Here is a 22,278-nt window from a genome sequence, read left to right as displayed (position 1 = left end):
ACTTGTCATTTTAGGAATAGGTGAGAGCCGGTCATGGAAAAGTCGACGGAACTGAGGGAAGTTAAACGCAGTATCAAAGAGGAAATCCCTCATCGCATCATTTGGTTCATCATCTCCGCAGCAGTAATAGCTCTATTAGCCTTGATCCCAATTGTTGGGTGGATTCTGGCGTTGGTGATGGTGTTCGCGGTTTTCACCAAGATCTTCGGCTCTCGGGAGTCCTTTCTAGTTGGCAACTGCCCGACCTGTACCAAGTTGTTGCCGGTGCCTGATACTGACGTGTTTGCCTGTCCCGTCTGTAACAGTGTGATTGCTGTAGGAGATGATAGTCTGACCATCGTTAAGACCGACTGATCTGCAATGTCGTGTAGCTAGCAAATTGATGAAACTAGCCCGCCTTGAGCGGGCTTTTTTATGGATGAAACAAATGACCCCAGCCTTTCGAGTCGTGGCAAATGGCGCCGACATCACCACACTGATCAATGACCGGCTACTGCAGCTGAAAACCACGGACAAGCCCGGCATGGAATCCGATGAGTTCGAACTACGCATTGATGACCGCGACAGTGCGGTGCTGCTGCCCCCGCGCGGAGCCAGCATTGAGATCTTTCTCGGTTACGTCGAAACGTCGCTGACCCGCATCGGCCGCTATGTCGTCGACGAGATTGAGCTGTCCGGTCCACCGGATACGCTCGTGATCACCGGCAAGGCCAGTGACATGCGTGGCAGCGGCAAGACCACCCGCAGTGACAGCTGGGAAAACGTGCCACTGTCGCAGATCGTTGCCGACGTCGCCGCACGCAATGGCTGGCAACCGGTGTGTCCGGTGCAAACCAAAGTGCCTCGCGCGGATCAACTCAGCGAATCGGATTTCAATTTCATCACCCGCCTGGCCAAGCAGTACGACTGCACGGCCAAGGTCGCCGACGGCAAGCTGCTGGTGATGCCGCGCCAAGCCGGGCAGAGCGCCTCGGGCAAGAGCTTTGGCGTTGTATTGATCCAGCGGCGCGACGTGAGTCGCTTCCAGTTTCGCCTCGGTGATCGCAACACGCACAAAGCAGTATCGACCAAGCACCAAGACAAGAAAACCGGAAAGCTCGCTGTCGTCACTCTCGACAACGACGAATCACCGGACGGCTTGCCGCCTGTGCATACCGACCGCCACATCTACCCGAACAAGTCTGCAGCTGAAGAAGCAGCTAAGGCACGGCTGGCGGCTTTCAATCGGTCTACGGCCGGTGTCCGGTTGGAAATGCCAGGGCGCACCGATCTGTTCGCCGAGCGATCGATCAATGCCCAAGGCTTCAAGGTTGGCCTCGATGGCGAGTACCTGGTCGACTCGGTGGAACAGGTGTTCACACAGTCCGGCTGGAGCACGACGGTCGAGTGCAACGGTGGCAAAAAAGGCAAGGCGAAGGCCAAAGGCAAGAAGAAAAAAGCGGTGAAGGATCTGAAGGTCGTTCAGCTCAAGGAGTAGCGAAGTGTCCTTGGTCGTATTGAGATTGAACCGGGCTGGAGTAATTACATCGTGTTCGATGGCACGGAGTTTGGTTTTTCGTTAGCGTCTCTGAAACCCACCAGAAAGGTAGCTTGTGATGCTTGGAAGACTGTACCTAACCCTTTATTTCGTGCCGATGCTCGCATTTGCAGCAGCAGCGTTGCCGCCATTCGTGGAGAAGAGGAATGCTGACTTAGAATGCGCGCATGAAATGGTCCGCCACCCTACCACCTCGAAATGTACCCTTTGATCGAAAGGTCAATTAACTGAGAAGCCCGCGTAAAGCGGGCTTTTTCATTTGGAGCATTTATGCAGATAACGACGCAGCAGATTCAAACCATCATGCCCAACGCCCGCCGCCAAGCGGGCGTTTTTGTTTCCGCCCTCAACGCAGCTATGGCGCATCGACAGATCAACACACCGAAACGCCAAGCCGCATTCTTGGCTCAAGTCGGTCACGAGTCTGGTCAACTGCAGTACGTGCGCGAGCTGGGCGGCGATCAATACCTGAGCAAATACGACACGGGTACGCTGGCCGCAAAACTGGGCAACACCCCTGCAGCGGATGGCGATGGACAACGCTATCGCGGTCGCGGACTGATCCAGGTCACCGGCCATGACAACTACCTGCGCTGCAGCCTGGCGCTGTTCGGCGATGAGCGATTGCTACGCACTCCGGAGCTGCTGGAGCTGCCGCAATGGGCTGCTGAGTCAGCCGCGTGGTTCTGGTCGGTGAATGGGTTAAATACGCTTGCGGATCAAAACGAATTCAACGCGTGCCTAGGCTTTACTTGAAGCAGTGGGCGAAAGGCGGGGTGATTTCTACATATCGTCTTTTGGTTTCCAATGAAAAAATCCCGCTTTGGAAGACGTACTCCCTCAAGGGGATAGCCCATCAGGAACACCTCTATAACTACATTGTAGGTGGTGAGCAGACAGATGAGTTTGAGCGATGGCTTGACAAGGAGTTTGAGGCGCCCGCAGAAGAGGTGATTAGTCGTGTGATTTGTGAGCAAAGGCTATTACCAAATCACTGGCGGACACTCATTCGTTTTGCAATGTCTCAGGACGTGAGAACACCGGCGCGTTACAGAGAGTTCGTTGCCCGACAGTCGGAGTCGCTGCAAACGCTTTTGAACGAAACGCTAGAACGATCAGTTGCCGATTTAGAGCTTGCGGTTTCTGAGGGCCGTTCTATAGGGCGCGTGGAAAATGCAGGGGCAGAAAGTTTTCCGTTCAATTTAGTTATTGATCGTCAGCCCGATGGAAGTGGAATGCTGCAAGCTCATACAATCGTTGGGCGGCGACTGTGGGTCTGGAACGCTCGGCGATTGCTAACGGACACTATCAAAAAAATACCAATGAAAGGCTGGACAATTCTTAAGGCGCCTTCAGGTCTGAGTTGGCCGACCAGCGACAACCCACTTGTTAGGCTCAATTATCATGGGAATGAACAATATGATTTCAAGGGCGGTTGGAAGGTTCAAAACGGGGACATTCTTCTCCCTTTAAGTCCCAAACACCTCCTTTATACGTGCATCGGAAACCGTCCGAAGATTCGTGACAGTACGTTAGATCATGAGACCGCTCAGTTCATGCGTCGGATCATTATCGAGCATGCCGACCGTTATGTATTTTCTAAAGAGCCGAGCGACGAGCACCTGATTCGCCCTAGGACAGCCTGTGCAGAGAAATTCATGGCGGATCGGAGGGCTTGGGAGGATTGGGACCGTGAACAGTCCGAAGCTGAAGCGACGCTTACGAGGTGAAGCCTGCTAGTGGCGTTGTCTGATTACATCCAGAGGCCGGAAAGCGAGCGAAAAACGTTCCGCAACCCCGGCACAAACCCTTGACGGGTATGACATGCAGCGCGTTGAAAATCAGTAGCTTGCGGAACGCATTACGTGCTAACCTGTTGATCTACTTAGCTTTGTAGCGTGGATTGCAAATCCACCTACGCCGGTTCGATTCCGACCTCGGCCTCCACTATAAACAAGCTCCGTAGATCCATGATTTACGGAGCTTTTTTATTTGCAAAGTACCGCAAGATTTAGTCTTGAAAAACGGTCATTGCAAACTTGCTTCACCGGGAAGTGATGTATATATTTCCCGCACTGTTGTTCAAGGCTGGATCCTGTCAGGATCGCGACTGGGCAGCAGAAGACAGCAGCACCGCGCTACCGCCCGAATGGCGAAACTGGTAGACGCATGGGACTTAAAATCCCCCGCTCGTAAGGGCGTGCCGGTTCGATTCCGGCTTCGGGCACCATCTTAAATCAAGGGTTTGCAGGCGAAAGCTGATGCAAGCCCTTGTATGTTTCTGGTCCGCAATTCTTGACTTGGTCCGCAATTCACTTAGTGGGCATGACCTTTTTGCCCTTTCGATTGCGGATGTATTGCTCGGTCATCACCACCGTCGTATGCCCAAGTTGATCTCTGGCTTGCAGGATATCACCACTGGATTCCGCCTTATCGGTACCCGCCTTGGCGCGCAAGTCGCGCATCTGAAACTCCGCTTTCGGCACGCCGGCCGCCTCCCTGGCCAAGTCGAATCTCCTGCGCAACATCGCCACCGTCATCGGTGTGCCGTCCTCCGTAACGATCAGCCGCGTCGAGCGGACCTTGTGTTCTGACTTCCGGGACATGATTCGATCAATCAAAACCTTCAGCTCCCCAGTTATCTCGATCCGACGCTTCGCCTTTGTCTTGCCCTGCAGCACCCAAATCTGCCCGTCGCGCACGTCGCGCTCGTCCATCAGCCGGGTATCGGTCACCCGTTGCCCGGTCAGATAGGCGAGGTCCATTGCGTCCTGTAGGCCCACGTCTGCCTTGTCGTGCACACGCTTGAACAGCGCATCTTCGACATACGTGTCGCGCCCGGTTTCCTTGTTGCCCTTGACGCCCGCGCATGGATTGGCAAGAGAGGTGTAACCCTTGTCCCGAGCGTAATTCCAGATGGCGCTGAGCAGTGCCTTCTCGCGGTTAGCGCGCACCGGCGCGGCCTTGCGCCATGTCAGGTACTGGCGTACGTGCAACGGCTCGATCGTTTCCAGCGGCGCGGGTGGGTCATCAAAGAAAGCGATCAGGTTTTTTAGCTCGCGCTTGTTGTCAGCCTGGGTCGCCGTGCCTTTGGTGGGAACGACGTCGACCACGTATTTTTCGGCGACGTAGCGGAACGTGATGACCTTGGCGACCAGATCGGTTGCGGTGCGATCACGCTCAAGCTTCGCGTACTCCATGATCGCCAAGCCGTAGTCGCTGCCCAGCGGAATTTCCTTGCGGTCCTTGCCGCCCGTGTCGTAGTAGTAAAACACTCGGCCGCTGGCTTTCTTGCGTTCCCGCAGCCTGGCGATCGAGCCGGGTTTACTTGGTCGTCTTCCCATGTCAGCTGGCCTTACGTGATTTCCATACGGGCTTTTCAGATTCAAATGCGCCGACGGCGGTGACCGCCATCGCGGTGACGCTCGGCCAGCCGTTCACTTTAATCGTATGGCGGACGCCGTTTTTTTTCAGGTTGAGGATCTGACCTGCCTTGGTCCGCGCGCCGGTGAGCTCGCAAACCTCCTCGTGAGATAAAAACTGGATGGTCATGAGATGCTCCATGCCGCGCGTGGCGGCAGAAGGTGGTTATTGGGTGACTGCCTTGGCATGGCCGACGCAGAACTTCGTGGGCTCGCCGTGTTCATCCAGGTGCGCGTGGCACATGAAGCCCTTTCGGTCGTGACCCATGAACTCGGCATCGCAGGTGGTAATGGGTGACTGATTTGCAATTGAGCCCAGCCTGTACGCGCACCCATGGCACGCGCCTTTCGGGTCGCACTTGCTGGCGATCTGGACGCCTTGGCAGGCACCGATGATGGTCGGCAGGTTCACGCTGGTGAATTTGTCGGGATGAACGCCGCACTCTTCGATCAACACCTGGTCGCTCATCTCCGCACAGTTCGCCGCTACGGCGTTGGCCATGCCGATGAACTGGGCCAGAAGCTCCACCAGCCGCTGTGAACCATTCCGTTGCAGATAACCGGTGAGCGCCTGGCGCCGCATAGCGAGATCGAATTGAACAATGCCGGCCAGCTCGGTGGCATCGTCCCGGGTCATGCTGTATTCGCAGTTTGCAGGCATGAGTATTCCTCGCCCGCCGTACACCGGCAGGCTGTTGAGTTGGGGGAGGGGTTAGGCGGTGCCGAATAGATCGAGCTGATCAGATTCGGCTTGCAGCTCTTGCTGTCGGGTGATTTCGTGATCGATCCGCGCCCGGGCGATAGCTGCGTACTGCGCGTCGATCTCGCACCCGATGAACTGGAAACCTTCGCGCATAGCGGCCTTGCCGGTGCTGCCGCTGCCCATGAATGGATCGAGCGCGACGCCGCCGGCCGGTGTCACCAGGCGCAGCAGGTAGGCCATCAGGTCAGTCGGCTTCACCGTGGGATGGCTGTTGCCGTTGCGAGTACTCCACTCGGCGGTTTCGCAGTCGCGCATGCTTGCATCCTTGGCGACAGCGGGAGCGTTCGAGCTGAGCAGACCTTCGTTTCGATCTTTGCGACTGGTCTTGGCGCAGTAGTAAAACCGCGCGGCGCTGCCGATATCGGCGTGGAATGCACCAGGTGCCCGGGCTCGCATACCGCTGTACTTCACGGATCCGCTGAATCCGTTGGCTGTCGGTTCGTTGCCAGTCACGGGCGCCGCTGCGCCAGCTTGAGCAGGGAACAGCGCGACCACCTCCGCGCTGCCGTCATGGATCAGGTTGGCAGGCCACCGCCCAGATGCCGCTGATCCACCACCAGCGCGAAGACTGGTTACACCCTGAGCATCAGCTGGTCGAGTACCCGCGGCCATGCGATCACCAGAGCAGTTACGCGCGTAATCTGCGTCGACTACGCCGACACGGCAGGCCTCAATGTTCAGCGCCCCTGTGCCATGGTTGAGGACGTTCCCCGCGACTGTGCCGGTGAAAGGTTTCCGCGCCACGGTAATTGGCTCCATTGCTGGTTTCAGAGCAGTGCCCCAGCCTTCCCATTGGGCGGCCTCGTCGGTGGCTGGCGCGGTGATAGCGGATGTATCAATGCTACTGGAAGGGTTGTTTGCGTAGTTTCCGCCGCGCATGTCCGCAACCGGTGTTGCGGCTCTGCCGCTCTTTCGGCCAACAGTTTCACGCTCAGCACCGGCAGCCTTGTCGATCGCCTTGCTCACATCCATTGACTTGGGAAATCCAGATCCATAGACCCATGCAATCATGTCGCGGATCTCGAAACCGGCGTCTTCAATGCGCACCGCCATGCGGTGCTGGGTGCGAGTCCCGGCGAATGCCAGCAAGTGCCCGCCGGGCTTGAGTACGCGCAAACACTCCACCCAAACCTCGGTGGCTGGAACGTCGTAGTCCCATTTCTTTCGCATGAAGGAAAGGCCGTACGGCGGGTCAGTGACGATGCTGTCGACGCTGCTGTCCGGCATTCGTCGCAGAAGCTCCAGGCAATCGCCGATCATGATTTGATACTCACTCATCACCGCGGCCCCTTGTAGCAGTACACGTAGGCGAACCAGGCGAGGGCGATAATGGCGTCACCCGCTTGAACTCGACGACCCAGACCCACGGGTTGGCGTTCCACGAGTCGGCGCCGTTCACCGACATCCACAACTCGCGCCAGGCGTCGAATGGATCAGTCCAGTTGCCCGGTCCCGGTTCGTTTTTGAATGGGTGAAATGCGTGCTCGCCGTCGCCCTGGTGGATTCGGTTGATGCCCTCGGCAACGTATCGGCTTTCGAAGGCAGTCTCGCCTTGTCCGTCCTGCAACCGCTCGACGCGCACGTTTGTGATCTCCAGCACGATGCGGCAGGCCCAGCGCGGCATGTGGATGCTTGGTGTCCAGCCCGTCCAACCGGAATTTGCCGCTCCGCGAAATCCATGGTTTGGGTCTGGCTCGAGGCATCTGTAGGGATGCTCATGTGTGTAATGGACTGGCGGGTAGTTTCCGTCCGCTCGGTAGATCGTTTGATAAGTGACTCCCGGAGGACCAGGAATTCCGGCTCGGCCTGGCTGTGAGTAGCGATCAATGACTTGGACCGGATGCACATCCTGCCAAGCCTCACGCACCCACAGTCGTTCGCCGCGACGCCCGTATGGGCAAGGCGCGAACTCTTCCAGCTCCTTGGCGCACTCCGCTTCGGTTGCTCCGAACACGCCGAAACCGTAGCGCGGGTCGCGCTGGGCAATGGCCATCCAGCGATGGCGCTCGCCGGCAGCAACGGTGGTGTCTTCAGTTGGAACCTGCCAACCCTTGACCGGCCGCCGCGTGACCGTCTTCCGTCCATCCAGAATGGCGCGCACCATCGGCGCCGAGAACAGGATCGGCCGTTCCTTGATCGCGGTCATGGCTTTACCTCGCACGCTGCTGCTCTCGCGGCGATGACTTCATCGATGAGCGACTGCGGGAGCCGAGCTACGAATTCGCCTTCGGACCACGACAGCGGCTGAGACTGGCGGATCATCTCGTTCAGCAGATCGAATGCCGCGAGCAGCTGGTCATCGTTGATCTCGCCGTCCTCCGGCAGGTCGTCACAGAAATGGTCTGCCGGCTCGATTTCGCGGGGGTAGTTGGGCTCACAGATGCAGAGCTGCACGCAAGCCGGTTCGATATCGCTGTCGATCAGGTAGTCGCGCAGGCTGTCCTGATCGAAGAAGTAGCGGTCTCCATCGAAGATAACCAGAGGCTCGCCGGCCCAGTCCTTGACTGGCATCGCCGCGAACTTTGTCTGGCGCCGGTCGTGCCGGCACTCATTGCAGGAACTGTTCACCTCGTAGATGGGGTGTTCGGGGTTCACGTCGCAGCGGCGGTGAGTTGCACCGCAGTAGCGGGCAAGGTTTTCATCGTCGCCGAAAAATCGACCGCCAGAGGAAACCCAACCGGTTACCGTTTGGAGGCTGGCCGCTTCCGGGGCGTCGTACATGATGATTGGCTTTTGTGCAGACATGACTTCGTCCTTGCCGCTATAGCGGCTGACTTTGAAGGGGAGGGAGTAGATGTTCGGGTGGAGTACAGATGTACTCTTATCGGCTTTCGACTGATTCACTGGTTGGGTGTGTCGCGTTCCAGCGATCGAAAGCCTCCTGCGTGGTAGCGGCTTCGATCTTCTCGTCGCACTGGTTGCACGCCGCCACACCGCCGGCCGCGCCGACATCGCGGTGACCTTGCTTGCACGGGTTCATATGCCAGTCGTCATCCTGTTCCTGTTCAACCACCTCAACCACCTCAACCACCTCAACCACCAGGTGCTTGCCGCAGGAATGGCAGAAGTGCATGCCGTTTTCTTCCGGACCGTCATCGTGAAATGACCACGTAGAGCCGCAGCCGGTGTTCCAGATTCCTCTTTCGCCGTCTTGGCTCCATTCACAATCGCCGCCGGCGAAATCATCAATCCGCTGATCCGCTGCGTTCAGGCGCTGCTGCAGGGCGTCACGCTCGGCGGTCAGGCGCACTACTGTTTTCGCTTCGGGTTGGGTGTAGAGCAAGAATTCCCCGCCAGTCTTTCGGCATTCATCAAGCCAGCCGGCCTTCACGAAACTGACGACATATTCACCGGCGCCGCCCCACAGTCGCTCGGCTTCCAACTTCATCACCGGCTGCGCATCCTCTTCCGGCAATGCAGGCGCTGCGCCAATCATTGCGGCCCAGCACAATTTCGCGCGGAACGCCGCTTGCTGGCAGCCGCTCATCTCTTGGTACTGCTTCCAGACTTCATCGTCGGTGAAGCACTCGTCTGGTACCGATTCGAAACCGTTGATCACCATGGTTTCAGTCGGTTCGACCGGCACCAGTTTCCATTGACTGTTCACTATGCGATCTCCGGTATCAGCCTCGCACGCTGGGCCGAGATAGTTGATTTTTGGCTCGCTCACTTTGAACCCCTTCAATTGTCAGTACCGGTGTATGTGCGCCAAGGCACCTTCACGCCGTTTACGAGGAATCCCCAGTCACCGCGCCACTTGCTGGTGATGAAGAGGGTGATGACGCCGCCGGGGGATACTTGGTCGATTCGGTGGTATTCGCCGTGGTTGAGGCGGGCGGTATCGCCGGTTGCTCGCCGGCGGCACATGATTTGGCGCTGCTCGATATACCAGCCGCGCAGGATGATCGTCCGGGCGTTCCATGGGTGATCGTGCAAGTCCCGATCTTCATCCGGCCGCATGATGTGGTGAATGCGGAACGACCACGGGCACCACCACAGTGCCGCCTTGTGCGTCTCCCGGCTGTACGGGTTGAACAGCCACCAGCGGCCCATGTACATCTCGGTGCCGTCGGCGGACATGATGTGTTGGTACGGGGTGAGCTTGGCTCGGGCGATAAGCCAGTCGGCGATTGCCGGGCGCGCGAGTACCTTGGCGATGATTCGCCAGAAGAGGTTCAGCATGGATGGCGTCCTATGCCGGGGCATGCCCGGGCGGTGGAGGGTGATAAACGGTCAGATACTACTTTTTGCGGATGTACTTGAACGGCTTGAGCTTGAAGCTCAGGATGGGAACTCACTTCATTCGGAGTTACCGCAATGGGCCAAGCCAAGCACGCGATGATGGAAGAGGAAGAAAAACAAGCGGCAGCAATCGGTATCGCCGTAAGGGCAGGGGTACTCAAATACTGCGATCGTCATTCCAATCACTACAATCCCGGCAATGACCCTACTCCAGCCTACAAGCTGGGTAACGCATTGATAAAAAACGGAGAGATTGGAAATTTCGAAAACTCTCGTGACATGACTGATCATGTAAAGGAAGTCGTCGAATCTGCGGCAGATGAGTGTTACGCGTGCTCTGATTACCGAGACAAAGACTAAGCCGCCTCGGCTTCCCGTTCAGCGATCCGCCAAGGATCATTTGCTCGGGCTAATGCAGCCATCGGCGGCGGGCTTACGCTGTTGCCGCACATGTGAACCTGCTGGGTCTTGGTGAACGGCTTGCCGTCGGCACCGTGGCTGATGATGTAGTCGGCCGGGAAGCCCTGAGCCTTATAAAGCTCTGCCGGTTGCAGCATGCGGAGGCAGATGTCGACGATCACGTAGGGCGTGCCCTTGATAGTGACGGTCACCAGTCCCAACCGATCCTTGGTGGTGATGGTTGGCGCTGGCGCATCGGCGGCGCTCATGTTCTCGGTGCCGTAGTAGCTGATCAAGAATGCCGCTACCCGCAGCGCGCCGGCTTCAACCTCTGGCGAAAGCTGTAGCTCGACCAGCGAGCTCTTGCCGCTACCGCCGGCAGTGATGGTTGGCGCCGGCTCATCCACGCCCTGGCCGACGCTGGCGCCGAACTGGCGCTCCATGAAAGCAGTGACCAGTCCATGGTGAGTGCCGCCGGCGCTGATGGTGTGCAGCGGATCGGCGGCGTCACGCGCATCGCAGTTGCCGCGCAGGTGCACCAGGTTCGCTGTCACCAGCTGCTGCTGGCTGCCGGTGTTCGTCACCGTGGTCATAGGATCCTCAATGCTCTTGGCTGCCGTGGTGTTGAAGCCGCCATTCATCTGGGCCATGAACACCGTTGAAATGCCCATGGCGTGGGCAGCACCGGCAGGGCGCTGGTAGTTGCCGCCGCTTGTGATGGTCGGCAGCGGTTCGTCGAGCGCCTTGCCTTCGTCCGCAAACCGGAACTTCACCAGATGCGCCGCGGCGATCGCGCGGTGGTTTTGAGTCATCAGCGTGCCGGCCGGCTGATCTGCTGTCGCCGGCTTGCCGCTGTACTCTGGGCCACCGGCACCAACCAGCACCGGGCTGATCAACGTCAGCTCGCCTCGATTCGCACAGGTGACCGTCGGCAGCGGGACGTGAGGGTCGTTGATCCGGTCGCTACCCTGGTGCGTTGCTGGCGCAATGATCGGGCTGGCCATGGCGAACGATCCGCCGCGCGGCCAAGACGTAATTGTGCGCAGTGGGTCATGCGCCGACTGGACGCTTTCGCCCGACCAGTTAGCGATCGGCACAATGAAAGGGTCAGCCGCATCGATGACGAACTTCTTCATACCCTTGGCGATCCGTCGCAGCGTTGCGGGTGCCAGCGGCTTGGCCCGGTCGAAAATGCTTTTGCTCGGGATCGTCCAGTCGATGCACTCGGCGGCGGTGCGCCACTTCTGCTGTCCTTTGACCGGATGCTTTGCGTGGGTCGGCTCAGGCCAGACAATTGGCTGACCGTCGCAGCGGGCGATCATGAACAGGCGCTCCCGGCTGGTCGGCGCGCCGAAGTCGCAGGCCTTGATCACCCGCCATTCAACGGCGTAGCCCAGACGCTGCAGCTTGGCGACGAACACCGCCCATGTCTGACCGCGACGCTTCGGGTCAGGCACCAGGAACTGGTTGTGCACTGGCACGACCTCGCCCGGCTCAGCGATGCGGTTGACCATGCTTTTAGGATTTGTTGGATGTGGTACCAGGTCCAGAGTCATCACCCGGCCATTAGCCTTGCAGCGTTTGGCAATCAGCGGCCCCCACTGGAGGATCTGTTTCACGTTCTCCAAGCTGATGACGCGTGGCTTCTTCTTGCCGGCCCACTTCAGGCCGATCCACGACAGGTTGCGAATCTCGCGCTTGCGCGGCTGTCCGCCGGCGGCTTGGCTGTGGTGCGTGCAGTCCGGCGACATGTGGAACCAGCCGACGGCCTTGCCGCCGCACTCGGTGTCTGGATCACCTTCGAACACGTCGGTGGTGTAGTGCACGGCGCCCGGGTGATTCACGGTGTGCATGCTGATCGCCTGCGGGCTGTGATTCTTCGCGACATTCACCGCGCGACCCAGGCCCATCTCCAGCCCGGTACCGGCACCGCCGCCACCGCAGAAGAAGTCGACAACGATCTCATCGTCCTGAGTGCTGAAGCCGAGTCCGTATTGAGTTTTGAAATCGAAGGGGTGTTTCTTCTGTTGTGCGGACATAGGGGGATCCTCGCCGGCTGGCGTGATTCGTAGAAGTGGGGTATTTGTGTTAGGCCCGGCATGGTGCCGGCAGGAGCTGAGAAATGGCGCTAAAGATCACAATGAACAACGTCACAATTGCGGACTGCGGGGGTGGTATCTCCGTCGGAAGTGAATGCGACGAACTGAACATGACCGGCGTTATTATTGAGCGGTGCGAAACAGCAATCGTGCAACGAGACTCGGCCGGCGCCCTTTCTGCACTTGGTATTCCTTATGGAACACCTCGTGAGTTCGTGTCCGAGGTGATTGATCTGCTTAGACAAAAGCAAACAGCGACTGATGAGGAGAAGAAAGCAGCGGTTAGCGCATCTAGGTTTGGCGCGCTCATGCAAAATTCGGCCAACGCAACGACTGTGATTCAAGGGCTTGTCGCCCTTTCGCCGGCGTTACTCCAAGCTCTGCAGTCTTTGCTCTAGCCGTCATTCATCCTGGCTGAGGCGAAGAGCTTCGCGCTGGTATGCCAGCTTCAACTTCCGCGACACGTTTTCGGGTATCACGTATTCGTGTCGCGGCGGGGTGAGTAGGGGGAGGGCGCCGCCCGGGCCAAGGCCATGCAGGTGGTGAATCATCAGCGTGATTGCCTCGCCTGCTTCCTCGATGCCGCTCCAGGCCATCAACTCAGCAAGTGCTTGGCGCGTACCGGGCAGGCAGTGCAGCCTGATTTCCTCTTCGCCGCGCTCCTTCCTCTTCGCCGCGGCTTTCGCTGAGCGATCTGCATTGCTCTTGGCCATGGCCTACCTCTTCAATTCCGCTGTCTGCGGTCAAACACCATGTATTGCACGGACGAGATTCAGCGAATAGATAAGCGTGATGGCTTAACGATGGTGCATCTATGCCATCTCGCGTAATATCCCGAAAAAACGCAAGGGTGGATACATGGAAGGCTACACATTGAATGTTGCGGATATTCGTTATGATGGTAAAGGAATTCTTGTTGATCAGGCGACAACTACCTCTGTCGGTACTAAAGAACATCCACTAACTGTCTATGTAAGCTCAGATACCGACTGGATAGCATTCGGCCCAAGTGCAGCAGGCGTTATCGTAGCAGTTCTTGTTGCTATTTTGACAATTGGAGTTCAGCGAAATCAGATAAAATCAAATATCAGTAATTTCAGGCATCACTGGATGGTGGAGCTGCGTAGTGCAGCCTCTGAACTTATTCAATTGATGACGCTTTTAGCAAACTCTGTAACTATGAACCAAGGATACAAGAAAACGCCAGAGTATTTTGAAAACTGTTCAAAAGCGTCTCAGCTTAGAGCAAAAATTGACTTACTGCTAAGTAGGGATGATGAAACGTCTAAGGAAATAATGTCGGCCGGGCTAGAGACTCTAAAAAAAGTTTCGAGTGCTAACTATCAGGACGACAAGGACAAAATTTTGAGTTATGTATCTGCATATAAACATTTGCTGCGGGCGGAGCTTGAGAGAGCTTGGGGTCATACCCAGGAAGATCTGGGCATAAATAAGCGTTTTATGTTTTTACGTATGTTCAAAAGAAATGGTTCCACCTAAGAGATGGCTTTTTTGGTCGGTAGTGACGATTATTATTTTAGAGGCTACCTCTTCAATTCCGCTGGCCGGCAAGTCCAGCCAGGTCTGTCGTTTGCGTTGTTGGGTGCGAAAATGTCTCACGCTGCGACCTTCACCTGATGCCAGGCGCCGGCGGCGTAGAACAGCTTCGCGGCTTGGGCTTCGTCCATTGATATCTCATCCGGAATAGCGATCCAGCCTGACGCGACCAGATGGGTCGGGTTCGCGCTGTTGCGCAGCTCCAGGTAGTAATGCTCGATGGCGTCGGTAAGGCGCTCGACCTTGTAGATGCCCTCGGGCGATATCTCGACCGACTTGATGTACTCAGCGCCGCGCTCGTCGCGACACATGGCGCCGATGTAGATCGTCCAGCGGTAGGAGAAATCGAATATCGCGTTGGCGATCGCCAAGCTGCGGATCTGCCGGCAGCTCTTCCAGTTCGCCATGATCTGGCTGCCGCTGGGATCGATGTTGACCACCGCGACGTGGTTGGTACGCAGCAGCGCCCGGCAACTGCGTTCAGCCCGGGCGAAACCGTTGTTGGGTTTGCGTTTCGACTTCATATTGCGTCCGCCATTTTGCGCAGAACCTTGCGGTCGGCTGCCGATATCGGCTTCGGGCGCCGCTTGAGGACCGTTTCAGGGTCTACCCAGTCGCGCCGCGCTGGCCTTGGCTCCATGCGCGCTGGCGGCAACTCTTTGAAGCTGCCGCCGGGCCGCGTCCAGAAGTCAGCCATCGCAGCCGCGATTCGATCCGACTCAGTCTGCTTTTCACGAACTGCGTTTAGGTTGAGGCTGATCATGCTCAGGCTCCTAATCGATGGGCTTGTGCCCGCGCTTTATCCGCTACTTCGTCAACCATCCGGCCAAGCTCCAAATTGAACTGAACCAGCTCTTGATGAAGCATCGCGATGTATTCGTCATCACGCTTGATGGTTTCGATGTACAGCCGGCAGTCTTCGTCTTGGCGCGGATCGAACGACAGGAAATCCCACCATTCCCGGCCTGTGACGAACATGCAGCCTTGAACCTGCGGCTTGTGTTCGTCGGGCATTCCTTCGAGCCAGGTACGGACGTGGACGGCTTCATTGAATGGACACTTCGACTCAATGCCACCGTCCTCGCCAATCAAGCCGTCCGGCGAACAGCCCAACCAGTCGTATTTTGGATGAACCAAGAATCCCGACTTGATGACGGTATTGCCGGTCAGAATTTCGTAAAAGTCGTGACTCGACTGCTCGACCTCGGTTCCCCACGCCATCGACTTGCTGCTGACCGAATGCTTTGACCGGTTGGCCAGTCGCTCGAAGGCCAGCTCGCGCATGTAAGTGGTGCGGGCAGCAAGCGGCTTACGCTTTCCGTGCTTGTCACGATCACCCCAAGCAATCACATCCTTGAACCTGCTTGCCGTTAGGCGTCCGCTGCGGTCTTGATGCCACTGCTCGGTGCGCTGAAGGTCTACTGAGGCGTTCATTGATCGCCGTCCTGCAGATCGTTGTCAGCACTGACGCTCGAGCTTTCATTGAGGGTTGTGAACTCTGCTTCGATTGTCTGTGCAATCGACTTCAGCTCACCGTGACGTGTCACGCCAATAGCACCACGTTGCTGCGGCTTCAGCGCCTTCCATGCTTTTTCGTAGCCTTCAATACCTTGCTCTTGAGCGATCTTTTTGAGCTGCTCGAACAAGTCCGTAGTTGCGTCGGTTGTGTCGCCCTGAGGAACCGACGCGGCTCCCACATCTGCTGGCTTCTCGTTGGTAGATCGGGGGGTAACATCCGTTTCCGGAGGCGCGTAGCCGTCGTCCAACTCGTCACGTGTGTACACGCCCAGAATCACGTCGGGGCAATACAGACGAGCCCATTTTTTGAGGGCCAGGTACGCGATCTGCTGCTTTGGATCGTCCGCCCATAGCGTAGAGTTTCGGGTTCGTGCCTGAGTCATCAAGGTGGTCAGTTCGCGGGGAGCGTCTTCACCCTCGAAAGTAGCCCAGACGCGGACACCAAGCCCTTTCTCGTCGTTGATGTTCCAGTTTGGAACGCGGTACTTTTTCGGATGCCCGTGATCATCCGTTTGCTTTTTGCTTTCGATTTCACGGAAGTTGCCAATGACCTTGTCCCAGTCGCCAAACCACTCGTAATGGATTCGATCAAGCGTCGGCGCTCGCGTGGTGATAACCGCATTGACCAGCTGTGCTTCATAGCTCAGTTGGCCACCGTTCACGATGAACGTCTTCTGCGCCACCTGAAAGGGGTTCATGCCCCATTGCATGGACTGCATGATCACTGCCATGCAGTCGGCAGTGTTGCCATGAAAGTGTTTCGGCAGGGTGGTTTTGCCGCCTGCCATGATTCCCGCGAGCTCAGTCATCGACTGCATGCTGTCGCGGTTGAGGATCAGTCCTGTCGGGCTGGTGTCCATTGGTACGGTAGCAATCTGAGTTTGAGCGTTCATTCCTAACTCCATAGCCGACGACTTTGGCCGGCCTCCGGGGTGATTTCAGGGTTCATTAGAACGACAGGGCGCGCAGCCAGGCCGAAGCCTCGTCATTGGTGACGCAGAAGGCAATTGCCACGACCTCGACCACTTCGATGGCGCTCGGCATGTTCGAGTCAGCGGACACGTCTTCCATGGGGGCGGGGGAGGCTTCTGGCACAACCGCTGGCGCTGCGTCGGCGATAACTGGGGCTGCGACGACCTCTGCGACTGATGCAGGTGCAGCAGCCAGAGCCCGCAGTCGAACCAGCTCCTCTTGGTCACGCTGATACTGTGCATCGCGCTCGCGCTGTTGGCGTTGCTGCGCCTCCATGTCGCGGCGCTGCTGGTCGAGTTCGTCCTGCTGCTTCTTCAAGCGCTGGCGGTCTTCCTCGGCGCGCTGCTTGCGCAACTCCTCTGCTTCAGCGTCGGCGATGCGTTGCCTCTCGCGCAGATCGTCGAGCTCTCTTTGTTGGGTCAGTAACTTGGCTGCCGCCTCTTCGCGGTCAACAGCAGCCCGTTGCAGCGCTTCAAGCTGATCAATAGCGTTGTCCCGGGCGATGGTGGCTTCAGCTTCAAACTCGGCGTATTCGTCTGGCAGGATTACCGACTCTTTGACGTTTTGCAGCACGGCTGCAACATCGGCAGCACTGCGGCTTGCGTACGCTGCTGCTACAGAGCTGAAGCGGGTAATTTTTTTCGGATGGCTTCGACACGTTCAGCCTCGACACGCTCGCGTTCGGCCTTGGCGTCAGCGGCACGCTTTTCTTCAGCTTTGATGGCTTCGTCGATAGGCGCTTCAATCGCCAGAACTCGATCCTTCAGCGCCTCGCCAAACTCTTTGACTTGGTTGACGCGAGCCTGGGCCTCTTTGACTTTCTGCTGGTAAGGAATGAGTGCAGTCTTCGTGGTGTTCGCCAAGGCGTAGCGCACGTCGCGGATGTCGACCCGCACTTCCTTGGCGTTTGCCAGTCCCTCACTGGTCGAGCAGTCAACGACGAGCTTCGCGTAGCTTGTTTCCAAGCGGACGATCTGTTCCTCATGCGGCCGATACTCGGCGATATCGGTAACTGCAACTGCAGGGGCTACAGGGCTCTCTCCGGTTTCACTCAGATCGAGGTCGGCCGATACGGAGGCTTGTTTGGCGTTTGCGGACATGACGATTCCTTGCCGCGCCGAGCGCAGCGTTTGGTGGTGTTGTTTATTGGGTGATGCGTTCGGCGAGAGCGCTGAGCAGCATCAAGAAGGTGTAAACGCCGATGGCGGAGAACGAGCCGCGCCGAATCAGCAGACGGCGCGCTCGCTGAAGACTGGTCACCGGAAAACCCGGTAGGTAGTTGAGTGAGGAACCTGGCACGTTGCGGAGGACTCGCGAACTGCGCTATACGCCGCCAGAACGACAACAAGGCCAGCAGAAAGACACCAGAACATGATCTTCATCAGCTGATCCTCGCGATGAGCATTCCCCGGCGCGACCGGATGGAAATACGGTTTGGCAGGTCGGAGACCAGAAAAAATCCCTGTCGTTGCAGGGCTTCGGTCATTGCTTTCGCGTTGCGTGCGATGATGGTCATGCTGCAGCTCCTTGCGTGATCGAAGCGTTGTAGGAGGTGTAGATCTGGTCGATGCGCGCCCGGTAATGCCGGTGTTCATCGTTATCAATGGCGCGGAGCAAGAAGGCGAGGGTGATTGCAGATGTTGCGGCGGCGCTGGCGTTGGGTTTGCCGAGGTCGCGGATCATGTTTTCGATCTCGCCCTCGATCCAAGTGATCGCCGTCTGGTGGTCACGCTGCTGAGTATTCATTTCAGCCCCCAGAACTCACCGTAAGCGACCACTGCTGCCGCGACTCGCTTGGCCCGCGCCTTACGGTCGACGATTTCCTGAGCGGCCATCAACGCTTGACGCTGTGTGCGTTGCTGCTCAGCAGCTTCGTAGTCGTGGAAGTCCTCAACCTTCGGCGCTTTCGGGCGCCCCCAATCGTCGTAACGCCTGTCCCACTCTCGGGCCTGCGCACTGTCTGCATAGCTGGTTGCCATGGTCGCCTCCGTGGTGGCGGGTGTTGATGCAACAAAACTCGGATGCACTCATCCGCTCCGCTGGTTGCCGATGGGCGCGGAGGGGAGTGCATTCGGGATTGGTCGGTAGATTGATGACTAGCTGCGCGGACTCATTGCGGTACGACACGCAGAAAAAAGCCCGCGAGAGAGGCGGGCTTCAGTGGGCAGTCTTTAGAGGCAGTCGGACTTGCCTATCTGAAACTCAACTATCGGTGAGTTGGTTGAATCCTTGTACAGAAGGTTAATGGAAAGACCCGTTTTTACGAACTGTCCTAAACCTTTTTCATTGCAGAATGCAGAAACTGCAAGCGCTTTAGCGTCCTTGGTGAATTCATCGGTATCGATTTCGTTCTTCGCTACTTTTGTGAGTGTGTAAGAGATACGCATGACCTCATCGCTGTAGGTCACCGAGTCGATGCGAGTTGAGTCATCAGATGCTTTTCCGGACTGAACACTCATGATTAGCGCGAGACCTTTGAGCTGGCGTTCACGCTCCTGCACTTTCTCTTCCGGAGCAGTCTTCGCGTGCCATACCTGTACCAAGATAAAGAGCAAAGTCATTGCCGAGAAAAATATGATTATTCCGCGATTCTGTTTCAACTGAGATTACCGTAGCAAAAGGCCATTACTCATTTGACCATGCCTGCGGGACCATCTCAAGTTACCCGAGCTGCCGGTTACGTCTCCGGCGCCGAGTTCCACGGCCGTGTTCAGTTCGCCAGCGCTCGATAACAACCGATTCTGGGATTTGATGCAGGTGGGCGGTTATAGGCCGCAGTTTCGTCCGCATCGGGGTGTGATCTGGCCGGGGCTCAACCGGCATTTGGCGGAAGGGGTAGCCCAATAGGCGACCGGTTGGCACATCCGCTGCCCGAGACTTAGCCTCAGATCACACCCCGATGCGCTCTCATAGAGAGGATCGGGCAGTTAACGACAGGCTGTCGTGGCGCTGGTTGGTCAGTCGTCTTCGCCTTGGGCGAGCATCTTCTCGATGTCGGCGGCGCCGGGCTTCTTCCAGTTCTTGATCAGCCCGGTTTCCAGATCGACGTTCAGGATCAGGTAATCGCCGTAGTGCTGTCCGGGGAAGAAGTCCGGCACGTAGCCTTCATAGCTGCCGACTTCCTCGCCCTGAGCATCTTTCAGACCCGCGGCGAATCCATCGCGGACCTTGATGTAGAGGTGCAGCTCAGTCACGTCGACCTGCACCGTTTTCTGCGTGTTGATTTGCATGCTGCTGCCTCCGGTTGTTTTCCCAATGCGCCCGGCCAACCAGGCGCATCAGTGAAACCTTCCGCTGATCTTTCGGCGCTACTGGCGCGGTACAGATCGATTCAAATTGTTCCTCCAGCCGCGGACCTTTCGGCTTGTTCTCCCGCTGGATAACTGCTTTCGACGTTTTACGCTGCACGCCCGGGTCAGTTGCCAACCCTCTGAACCGTTGAGGCCGGTTCATCGCTGCCTTCGAATCTGTGCCGGTGGTGATCCGGCAAGGTGGAGCGGTATCGCTAAAGAGCAGCGGGTCTCTTGAGGCCCTTCGCAGTGGCTGTGTGTCGCTGCGATGGGTTAAATATGTACCAATGGTTCACATTGAGTCAAGTACCAAAAGTACATAAATTTCGGGTGAGCACAAAAAAACCGCTCGAAAGCGGTTTTTTGGGAGGAGCGCAAGCGGTAGTGAGCCGCCTTCATTTTAGGCGTCGAGGGTCACGCTCTGCAGTGACGTAACTCTGGACATCAGGACTCTTAAATCGGCAATTGGGATATCGGTTAACTCTGTCTGCAAAAAATCTATAACTCCAGGTATGTCATCATCAGTAGGTACGAAAATATACCGCACATCAACCGGTGAGAATTTCAGCATACAGTTCTCTTGAGTTTTTCTGTTTGCGTTATTTAATATTTTTTCATTGTTGTAAGTTGTTTCATGCAAAAAATCGCTAATTTTTTTATGCTGCGGTACAAAACGCCATTCTGATTCTTGGTAGAAGTCTTTGTTAACCGGTTCTCCCCGAAGTATCATTCTTCCTGAAACCGGTTTGGAGTAGGCTAAAATATTGCGAACTTCTTTTAGCCCGGCTTTCTTTTTCTTTTCATCCTCGGTGGTTGAAGCGAGCTTGGTCAAATTCCTGATTGATCGATGTAGTGGGTTGCTTCCGGAGAAATAGATGACCGGGTTCAGATGATTTCTAATTCCCCATTCTTTTGTCAGTCCAAGCCCAAAGGATCCGTAAAATTTAACATGTTCAGCAATTCTGCTTATGGGGATATCACAAAAACAAACCATGGGGTATGCGACAAATTCCTTATTAAGAGTTTGCCATGCTATATCTTCAAGGCAGTATCTAGGCCAAAAACCCTCCAATAAAACTGACTTTAAAATATCTAAATTTTTTGTGAAATGAAACAGCGTGCTTGATCTGGGCAACATCCAGATAGTCCTTTTCTCTATAGAGCGCTACAGCATCCCGCCGCGCCAAACTACGCGACCAATAATTCGAATTTCATTTATCTCACCATCACGCAGAATTTCATCGCCATAGCGCGCCTTGTCCTGGTTGTCACTTCTGATGATCCAGCCGTCTATATCGGACTTCACCAAACGCTTGACGATCGTTCCTTTTGTGGCGCTTTGCATGGCGAAGATCTGACCGTCCTTCGGCTCAATCTTCGACTCATCCACTAGCAGGACGTCGCCGTCGTTAATTGTCGGATCCATGCTGTGGCCGCTCGCGTAGATCACGTCGAGGTGTCGCTGGTTGAGATGGTTGGCGCGCAGCCAAGAAGACTTGAAAGCCATGACGCCGCGAATCTCGACGTGGGTGTTGTCTTCGCCGGTGCCTGCCGACCCTTGGGCAGTGAGCTGGAGAACCCCAGTGTAATTCGGATCATCCTGCAGCTCGAAGCCTCGCGGGGGAATTCGTTCATCCTCAACCGGATGAGGGAGTGAACTTTCCAGCATGTCGCCCCGACCATATTCCAGCCACTCGACGCGCACGCCAAGAGCATTGGCCACAGCCAGCATCTTCGCGCCGCCAGGCATGGACTCACCGTTCATCCACTTGCTGGTGGCCTTCGGTGTGACGCCAGCCATTTTCGCCAGGCGAGCGCCGGCCCCCCATTCAGGGATGTCTTTTTCTGCCAGCGCCTTTTTTAGGCGGGCGACGAACGCAGCGCGCAAATCTTCTATTTGAACCATGGGTACATGGTTGCATGCGCTTGCATGTACTTTCAGTTCCGACATAATATGTACCTCAAGTTCATATTTAACTCGGAGGCCATATGCGGCCGCTCAAGAAATCGATCGATGACGCCGGTGGTGTTCCGTCTGTAGCTCTGGCTTGCGGCAAGACTCCGCGCGCTATCTACAAGTGGCTTGAGGCCGACGCCTTGCCGCGCACCGAGTACACCGGCGAAACCGAATACGCCCAAAAGATTGCCGATCTGGCCGCCAAAAAAGGCAAGCCATTCGACCCTGCCTGGCTGCTCGCCGAGGCCCACCCAAAGAAATCCGCCGCATAACCAATTTCAACCACCAAGGAGCAATCCCCGTATGGGCTTCAAAGACCCCCTCAACCAGCGCCGAGACATCGCCAGGAAGATCCGTCTGTATCCATTGCTCGACCGACAGCTGCAGCGTGCCGCCGACAAAAGTCGTCGGGAGTACGCGACCTACCTGTTCGAGATGTTGGAGTGGGCAGCAGTCAATGGCGCAATCGAAGCACTCATGCCCGAGGACCTTAAGGACCTCAAGAATATCGCGGGCTAGAGG

Annotated in this window: 33 protein-coding genes and 1 tRNA gene; 10 read left to right on the top strand and 24 right to left on the bottom strand. The window is 56.7% G+C overall.

What is annotated here, in order from left to right; translation table 11 throughout:
- Positions 1–33 precede the first annotated feature (33 nt).
- The 5 genes from AB4N74_RS11185 (at position 34) to AB4N74_RS11165 (ending at position 3,767) form a co-directional block, all read left to right on the top strand.
- Complete coding sequence (locus AB4N74_RS11185; RefSeq protein ID WP_093431007.1) at positions 34–354, top strand: hypothetical protein; 321 nt, start codon at positions 34–36, stop codon at positions 352–354.
- A 73-nt stretch (positions 355–427) separates the two neighbouring features.
- Positions 428–1,477 carry a phage late control D family protein gene (locus AB4N74_RS11180; RefSeq protein WP_460100179.1) on the top strand — a complete coding sequence of 350 codons (1,050 nt, stop codon included), beginning with the start codon at positions 428–430 and terminating at the stop codon, positions 1,475–1,477.
- Positions 1,478–1,807: 330 nt separating this feature from the next.
- Entirely contained in the window at positions 1,808–2,293 is a 486-nt protein-coding gene (locus tag AB4N74_RS11175; RefSeq protein WP_460100176.1) for a glycoside hydrolase family 19 protein, read from the top strand.
- Positions 2,275–3,267 carry a DUF4238 domain-containing protein gene (locus tag AB4N74_RS11170; protein ID WP_460100174.1) on the top strand — a complete coding sequence of 331 codons (993 nt, stop codon included), beginning with the start codon at positions 2,275–2,277 and terminating at the stop codon, positions 3,265–3,267. The genes AB4N74_RS11175 and AB4N74_RS11170 overlap by 19 nt, the downstream gene beginning before the upstream one ends.
- 413 nt (positions 3,268–3,680) lie before the next feature.
- Positions 3,681–3,767, top strand: a tRNA-Leu gene (locus AB4N74_RS11165).
- A gap of 82 nt (positions 3,768–3,849) precedes the next feature.
- Here the strand turns inward: AB4N74_RS11165 and AB4N74_RS11160 are convergent.
- From AB4N74_RS11160 to AB4N74_RS11125, 8 genes are all read right to left on the bottom strand, one after another.
- Positions 3,850–4,881 carry a site-specific integrase gene (locus tag AB4N74_RS11160; RefSeq protein ID WP_460100172.1) on the bottom strand — a complete coding sequence of 344 codons (1,032 nt, stop codon included), beginning with the start codon at positions 4,879–4,881 and terminating at the stop codon, positions 3,850–3,852.
- Position 4,882: 1 nt separating this feature from the next.
- Complete coding sequence (locus tag AB4N74_RS11155; protein ID WP_056785291.1) at positions 4,883–5,089, bottom strand: DUF4224 domain-containing protein; 207 nt, start codon at positions 5,087–5,089, stop codon at positions 4,883–4,885.
- 36 nt (positions 5,090–5,125) lie between these two features.
- Positions 5,126–5,620, bottom strand: a complete 495-nt coding sequence (locus AB4N74_RS11150; RefSeq protein ID WP_460100170.1) for a hypothetical protein — start codon at positions 5,618–5,620, stop codon at positions 5,126–5,128.
- A 51-nt stretch (positions 5,621–5,671) separates the two neighbouring features.
- Positions 5,672–7,000 carry a DNA-methyltransferase gene (locus AB4N74_RS11145; RefSeq protein WP_460100168.1) on the bottom strand — a complete coding sequence of 443 codons (1,329 nt, stop codon included), beginning with the start codon at positions 6,998–7,000 and terminating at the stop codon, positions 5,672–5,674.
- On the bottom strand, positions 6,993–7,868 hold the full coding sequence (locus AB4N74_RS11140) for an ASCH domain-containing protein (RefSeq protein WP_460100166.1): 876 nt from the start codon (positions 7,866–7,868) through the stop codon (positions 6,993–6,995). Before AB4N74_RS11140 ends, AB4N74_RS11145 begins: the two co-directional genes overlap by 8 nt.
- Complete coding sequence (locus AB4N74_RS11135) at positions 7,865–8,467, bottom strand: hypothetical protein (RefSeq protein ID WP_460100163.1); 603 nt, start codon at positions 8,465–8,467, stop codon at positions 7,865–7,867. Before AB4N74_RS11135 ends, AB4N74_RS11140 begins: the two co-directional genes overlap by 4 nt.
- Before the next feature lie 76 nt (positions 8,468–8,543).
- Positions 8,544–9,329 (bottom strand): hypothetical protein, encoded by a 786-nt coding sequence (locus AB4N74_RS11130; protein ID WP_460100160.1) that lies wholly within the window; start codon positions 9,327–9,329, stop codon positions 8,544–8,546.
- A gap of 74 nt (positions 9,330–9,403) precedes the next feature.
- The gene (locus AB4N74_RS11125; protein ID WP_460100157.1) at positions 9,404–9,904 is read right to left on the bottom strand and encodes a hypothetical protein; all 501 of its coding nucleotides are present in this window, start codon (positions 9,902–9,904) and stop codon (positions 9,404–9,406) included.
- Positions 9,905–10,039: 135 nt separating this feature from the next.
- Here AB4N74_RS11125 and AB4N74_RS11120 point away from each other — a divergent pair, with 135 nt between their 5' ends.
- The gene (locus tag AB4N74_RS11120; protein WP_460100155.1) at positions 10,040–10,324 is read left to right on the top strand and encodes a hypothetical protein; all 285 of its coding nucleotides are present in this window, start codon (positions 10,040–10,042) and stop codon (positions 10,322–10,324) included.
- On the opposite strand, the gene AB4N74_RS11115 is transcribed toward AB4N74_RS11120, so the two are convergent.
- A complete protein-coding gene (locus AB4N74_RS11115) occupies positions 10,321–12,402 on the bottom strand; it encodes a DNA cytosine methyltransferase (protein ID WP_460100152.1) in 2,082 nt (693 codons plus the stop codon). The genes AB4N74_RS11120 and AB4N74_RS11115 overlap by 4 nt on opposite strands.
- Positions 12,403–12,485: 83 nt before the next feature.
- On the opposite strand from AB4N74_RS11115, the gene AB4N74_RS11110 reads away from it, so the two are divergent.
- Positions 12,486–12,860, top strand: a complete 375-nt coding sequence (locus tag AB4N74_RS11110; protein ID WP_456254862.1) for a hypothetical protein — start codon at positions 12,486–12,488, stop codon at positions 12,858–12,860.
- A 3-nt stretch (positions 12,861–12,863) separates the two neighbouring features.
- On the opposite strand, the gene AB4N74_RS11105 is transcribed toward AB4N74_RS11110, so the two are convergent.
- Positions 12,864–13,175, bottom strand: coding sequence for a hypothetical protein (locus AB4N74_RS11105; RefSeq protein WP_460100150.1), 312 nt, complete (start codon positions 13,173–13,175; stop codon positions 12,864–12,866).
- A 145-nt stretch (positions 13,176–13,320) separates the two neighbouring features.
- On the opposite strand from AB4N74_RS11105, the gene AB4N74_RS11100 reads away from it, so the two are divergent.
- Positions 13,321–13,962: a hypothetical protein gene (locus AB4N74_RS11100; RefSeq protein WP_460100148.1), complete on the top strand. Its 642-nt coding sequence runs from the start codon at positions 13,321–13,323 to the stop codon at positions 13,960–13,962.
- A 116-nt stretch (positions 13,963–14,078) separates the two neighbouring features.
- On the opposite strand, the gene AB4N74_RS11095 is transcribed toward AB4N74_RS11100, so the two are convergent.
- The 14 genes from AB4N74_RS11095 to AB4N74_RS11030 form a co-directional block, all read right to left on the bottom strand.
- A complete protein-coding gene (locus tag AB4N74_RS11095) occupies positions 14,079–14,543 on the bottom strand; it encodes a hypothetical protein (protein WP_105706803.1) in 465 nt (154 codons plus the stop codon).
- Positions 14,540–14,782 carry a hypothetical protein gene (locus tag AB4N74_RS11090; RefSeq protein ID WP_460100145.1) on the bottom strand — a complete coding sequence of 81 codons (243 nt, stop codon included), beginning with the start codon at positions 14,780–14,782 and terminating at the stop codon, positions 14,540–14,542. The genes AB4N74_RS11095 and AB4N74_RS11090 overlap by 4 nt, the downstream gene beginning before the upstream one ends.
- Positions 14,783–14,784: 2 nt before the next feature.
- Positions 14,785–15,453, bottom strand: coding sequence for a lambda exonuclease family protein (locus AB4N74_RS11085; protein WP_460100142.1), 669 nt, complete (start codon positions 15,451–15,453; stop codon positions 14,785–14,787).
- Positions 15,450–16,430, bottom strand: coding sequence for a RecT family recombinase (locus tag AB4N74_RS11080; RefSeq protein WP_460100138.1), 981 nt, complete (start codon positions 16,428–16,430; stop codon positions 15,450–15,452). Before AB4N74_RS11080 ends, AB4N74_RS11085 begins: the two co-directional genes overlap by 4 nt.
- A gap of 55 nt (positions 16,431–16,485) precedes the next feature.
- Positions 16,486–17,082, bottom strand: a complete 597-nt coding sequence (locus AB4N74_RS11075) for a hypothetical protein (RefSeq protein WP_460100135.1) — start codon at positions 17,080–17,082, stop codon at positions 16,486–16,488.
- Positions 17,083–17,123: 41 nt separating this feature from the next.
- Positions 17,124–17,609, bottom strand: coding sequence for a hypothetical protein (locus AB4N74_RS11070; protein WP_460100133.1), 486 nt, complete (start codon positions 17,607–17,609; stop codon positions 17,124–17,126).
- A gap of 43 nt (positions 17,610–17,652) precedes the next feature.
- Positions 17,653–17,808, bottom strand: a complete 156-nt coding sequence (locus tag AB4N74_RS11065; RefSeq protein WP_460100130.1) for a hypothetical protein — start codon at positions 17,806–17,808, stop codon at positions 17,653–17,655.
- Positions 17,809–17,890: 82 nt separating this feature from the next.
- A complete protein-coding gene (locus tag AB4N74_RS11060) occupies positions 17,891–18,025 on the bottom strand; it encodes a hypothetical protein (RefSeq protein ID WP_460100127.1) in 135 nt (44 codons plus the stop codon).
- Positions 18,022–18,255: a hypothetical protein gene (locus AB4N74_RS11055; RefSeq protein WP_460100125.1), complete on the bottom strand. Its 234-nt coding sequence runs from the start codon at positions 18,253–18,255 to the stop codon at positions 18,022–18,024. Before AB4N74_RS11055 ends, AB4N74_RS11060 begins: the two co-directional genes overlap by 4 nt.
- The gene (locus AB4N74_RS11050) at positions 18,252–18,488 is read right to left on the bottom strand and encodes a hypothetical protein (RefSeq protein ID WP_460100122.1); all 237 of its coding nucleotides are present in this window, start codon (positions 18,486–18,488) and stop codon (positions 18,252–18,254) included. The genes AB4N74_RS11055 and AB4N74_RS11050 overlap by 4 nt, the downstream gene beginning before the upstream one ends.
- 192 nt (positions 18,489–18,680) lie before the next feature.
- Positions 18,681–19,109, bottom strand: a complete 429-nt coding sequence (locus tag AB4N74_RS11045) for a hypothetical protein (RefSeq protein WP_460100120.1) — start codon at positions 19,107–19,109, stop codon at positions 18,681–18,683.
- A gap of 357 nt (positions 19,110–19,466) precedes the next feature.
- Entirely contained in the window at positions 19,467–19,739 is a 273-nt protein-coding gene (locus AB4N74_RS11040; protein ID WP_460100118.1) for a hypothetical protein, read from the bottom strand.
- Positions 19,740–20,199: 460 nt separating this feature from the next.
- Positions 20,200–20,937: an abortive infection system antitoxin AbiGi family protein gene (locus AB4N74_RS11035; RefSeq protein WP_460100116.1), complete on the bottom strand. Its 738-nt coding sequence runs from the start codon at positions 20,935–20,937 to the stop codon at positions 20,200–20,202.
- A gap of 27 nt (positions 20,938–20,964) precedes the next feature.
- Complete coding sequence (locus AB4N74_RS11030) at positions 20,965–21,705, bottom strand: LexA family transcriptional regulator (protein WP_460101120.1); 741 nt, start codon at positions 21,703–21,705, stop codon at positions 20,965–20,967.
- Between the two features lie 83 nt (positions 21,706–21,788).
- On the opposite strand from AB4N74_RS11030, the gene AB4N74_RS11025 reads away from it, so the two are divergent.
- Together AB4N74_RS11025 and AB4N74_RS11020 are read left to right on the top strand one after the other, a co-directional pair.
- Positions 21,789–22,028 carry a helix-turn-helix domain-containing protein gene (locus AB4N74_RS11025; RefSeq protein ID WP_456254911.1) on the top strand — a complete coding sequence of 80 codons (240 nt, stop codon included), beginning with the start codon at positions 21,789–21,791 and terminating at the stop codon, positions 22,026–22,028.
- A 31-nt stretch (positions 22,029–22,059) separates the two neighbouring features.
- Positions 22,060–22,275 carry a hypothetical protein gene (locus tag AB4N74_RS11020; RefSeq protein ID WP_064588254.1) on the top strand — a complete coding sequence of 72 codons (216 nt, stop codon included), beginning with the start codon at positions 22,060–22,062 and terminating at the stop codon, positions 22,273–22,275.
- Positions 22,276–22,278 lie beyond the last annotated feature (3 nt).

The sequence above is a fragment of the Pseudomonas sp. H3_C08 genome, from assembly GCF_054669455.1.
The sequence above is the reverse complement of the archived record's forward strand: the minus strand, read 5'-3'. Positions and strand labels throughout refer to the sequence as shown.

What these genes read in the sequence shown, in the direction of transcription:
- AB4N74_RS11090 (WP_460100145.1), bottom strand. Translation starts at nt 14,782, where the DNA reads ATGATCAGCCTCAACCTAAACGCAGTTCGTGAAAAGCAGACTGAGTCG.
- AB4N74_RS11035 (WP_460100116.1), bottom strand. Translation starts at nt 20,937, where the DNA reads ATGTTGCCCAGATCAAGCACGCTGTTTCATTTCACAAAAAATTTAGAT.
- AB4N74_RS11180 (WP_460100179.1), top strand. Translation starts at nt 428, where the DNA reads ATGACCCCAGCCTTTCGAGTCGTGGCAAATGGCGCCGACATCACCACA.
- AB4N74_RS11120 (WP_460100155.1), top strand. Translation starts at nt 10,040, where the DNA reads ATGGGCCAAGCCAAGCACGCGATGATGGAAGAGGAAGAAAAACAAGCG.
- AB4N74_RS11040 (WP_460100118.1), bottom strand. Translation starts at nt 19,739, where the DNA reads ATGCAAATCAACACGCAGAAAACGGTGCAGGTCGACGTGACTGAGCTG.
- AB4N74_RS11155 (WP_056785291.1), bottom strand. Translation starts at nt 5,089, where the DNA reads ATGACCATCCAGTTTTTATCTCACGAGGAGGTTTGCGAGCTCACCGGC.
- AB4N74_RS11020 (WP_064588254.1), top strand. Translation starts at nt 22,060, where the DNA reads ATGGGCTTCAAAGACCCCCTCAACCAGCGCCGAGACATCGCCAGGAAG.
- AB4N74_RS11150 (WP_460100170.1), bottom strand. Translation starts at nt 5,620, where the DNA reads ATGCCTGCAAACTGCGAATACAGCATGACCCGGGACGATGCCACCGAG.
- AB4N74_RS11105 (WP_460100150.1), bottom strand. Translation starts at nt 13,175, where the DNA reads ATGGCCAAGAGCAATGCAGATCGCTCAGCGAAAGCCGCGGCGAAGAGG.
- AB4N74_RS11060 (WP_460100127.1), bottom strand. Translation starts at nt 18,025, where the DNA reads ATGACCATCATCGCACGCAACGCGAAAGCAATGACCGAAGCCCTGCAA.
- AB4N74_RS11110 (WP_456254862.1), top strand. Translation starts at nt 12,486, where the DNA reads ATGGCGCTAAAGATCACAATGAACAACGTCACAATTGCGGACTGCGGG.
- AB4N74_RS11055 (WP_460100125.1), bottom strand. Translation starts at nt 18,255, where the DNA reads ATGAATACTCAGCAGCGTGACCACCAGACGGCGATCACTTGGATCGAG.
- AB4N74_RS11025 (WP_456254911.1), top strand. Translation starts at nt 21,789, where the DNA reads ATGCGGCCGCTCAAGAAATCGATCGATGACGCCGGTGGTGTTCCGTCT.
- AB4N74_RS11135 (WP_460100163.1), bottom strand. Translation starts at nt 8,467, where the DNA reads ATGTCTGCACAAAAGCCAATCATCATGTACGACGCCCCGGAAGCGGCC.
- AB4N74_RS11115 (WP_460100152.1), bottom strand. Translation starts at nt 12,402, where the DNA reads ATGTCCGCACAACAGAAGAAACACCCCTTCGATTTCAAAACTCAATAC.
- AB4N74_RS11085 (WP_460100142.1), bottom strand. Translation starts at nt 15,453, where the DNA reads ATGAACGCCTCAGTAGACCTTCAGCGCACCGAGCAGTGGCATCAAGAC.
- AB4N74_RS11030 (WP_460101120.1), bottom strand. Translation starts at nt 21,705, where the DNA reads ATGGTTCAAATAGAAGATTTGCGCGCTGCGTTCGTCGCCCGCCTAAAA.
- AB4N74_RS11100 (WP_460100148.1), top strand. Translation starts at nt 13,321, where the DNA reads ATGGAAGGCTACACATTGAATGTTGCGGATATTCGTTATGATGGTAAA.
- AB4N74_RS11175 (WP_460100176.1), top strand. Translation starts at nt 1,808, where the DNA reads ATGCAGATAACGACGCAGCAGATTCAAACCATCATGCCCAACGCCCGC.
- AB4N74_RS11095 (WP_105706803.1), bottom strand. Translation starts at nt 14,543, where the DNA reads ATGAAGTCGAAACGCAAACCCAACAACGGTTTCGCCCGGGCTGAACGC.
- AB4N74_RS11160 (WP_460100172.1), bottom strand. Translation starts at nt 4,881, where the DNA reads ATGGGAAGACGACCAAGTAAACCCGGCTCGATCGCCAGGCTGCGGGAA.
- AB4N74_RS11140 (WP_460100166.1), bottom strand. Translation starts at nt 7,868, where the DNA reads ATGACCGCGATCAAGGAACGGCCGATCCTGTTCTCGGCGCCGATGGTG.
- AB4N74_RS11145 (WP_460100168.1), bottom strand. Translation starts at nt 7,000, where the DNA reads ATGAGTGAGTATCAAATCATGATCGGCGATTGCCTGGAGCTTCTGCGA.
- AB4N74_RS11125 (WP_460100157.1), bottom strand. Translation starts at nt 9,904, where the DNA reads ATGCTGAACCTCTTCTGGCGAATCATCGCCAAGGTACTCGCGCGCCCG.
- AB4N74_RS11070 (WP_460100133.1), bottom strand. Translation starts at nt 17,609, where the DNA reads ATGTCCGCAAACGCCAAACAAGCCTCCGTATCGGCCGACCTCGATCTG.
- AB4N74_RS11185 (WP_093431007.1), top strand. Translation starts at nt 34, where the DNA reads ATGGAAAAGTCGACGGAACTGAGGGAAGTTAAACGCAGTATCAAAGAG.
- AB4N74_RS11080 (WP_460100138.1), bottom strand. Translation starts at nt 16,430, where the DNA reads ATGAACGCTCAAACTCAGATTGCTACCGTACCAATGGACACCAGCCCG.
- AB4N74_RS11050 (WP_460100122.1), bottom strand. Translation starts at nt 18,488, where the DNA reads ATGGCAACCAGCTATGCAGACAGTGCGCAGGCCCGAGAGTGGGACAGG.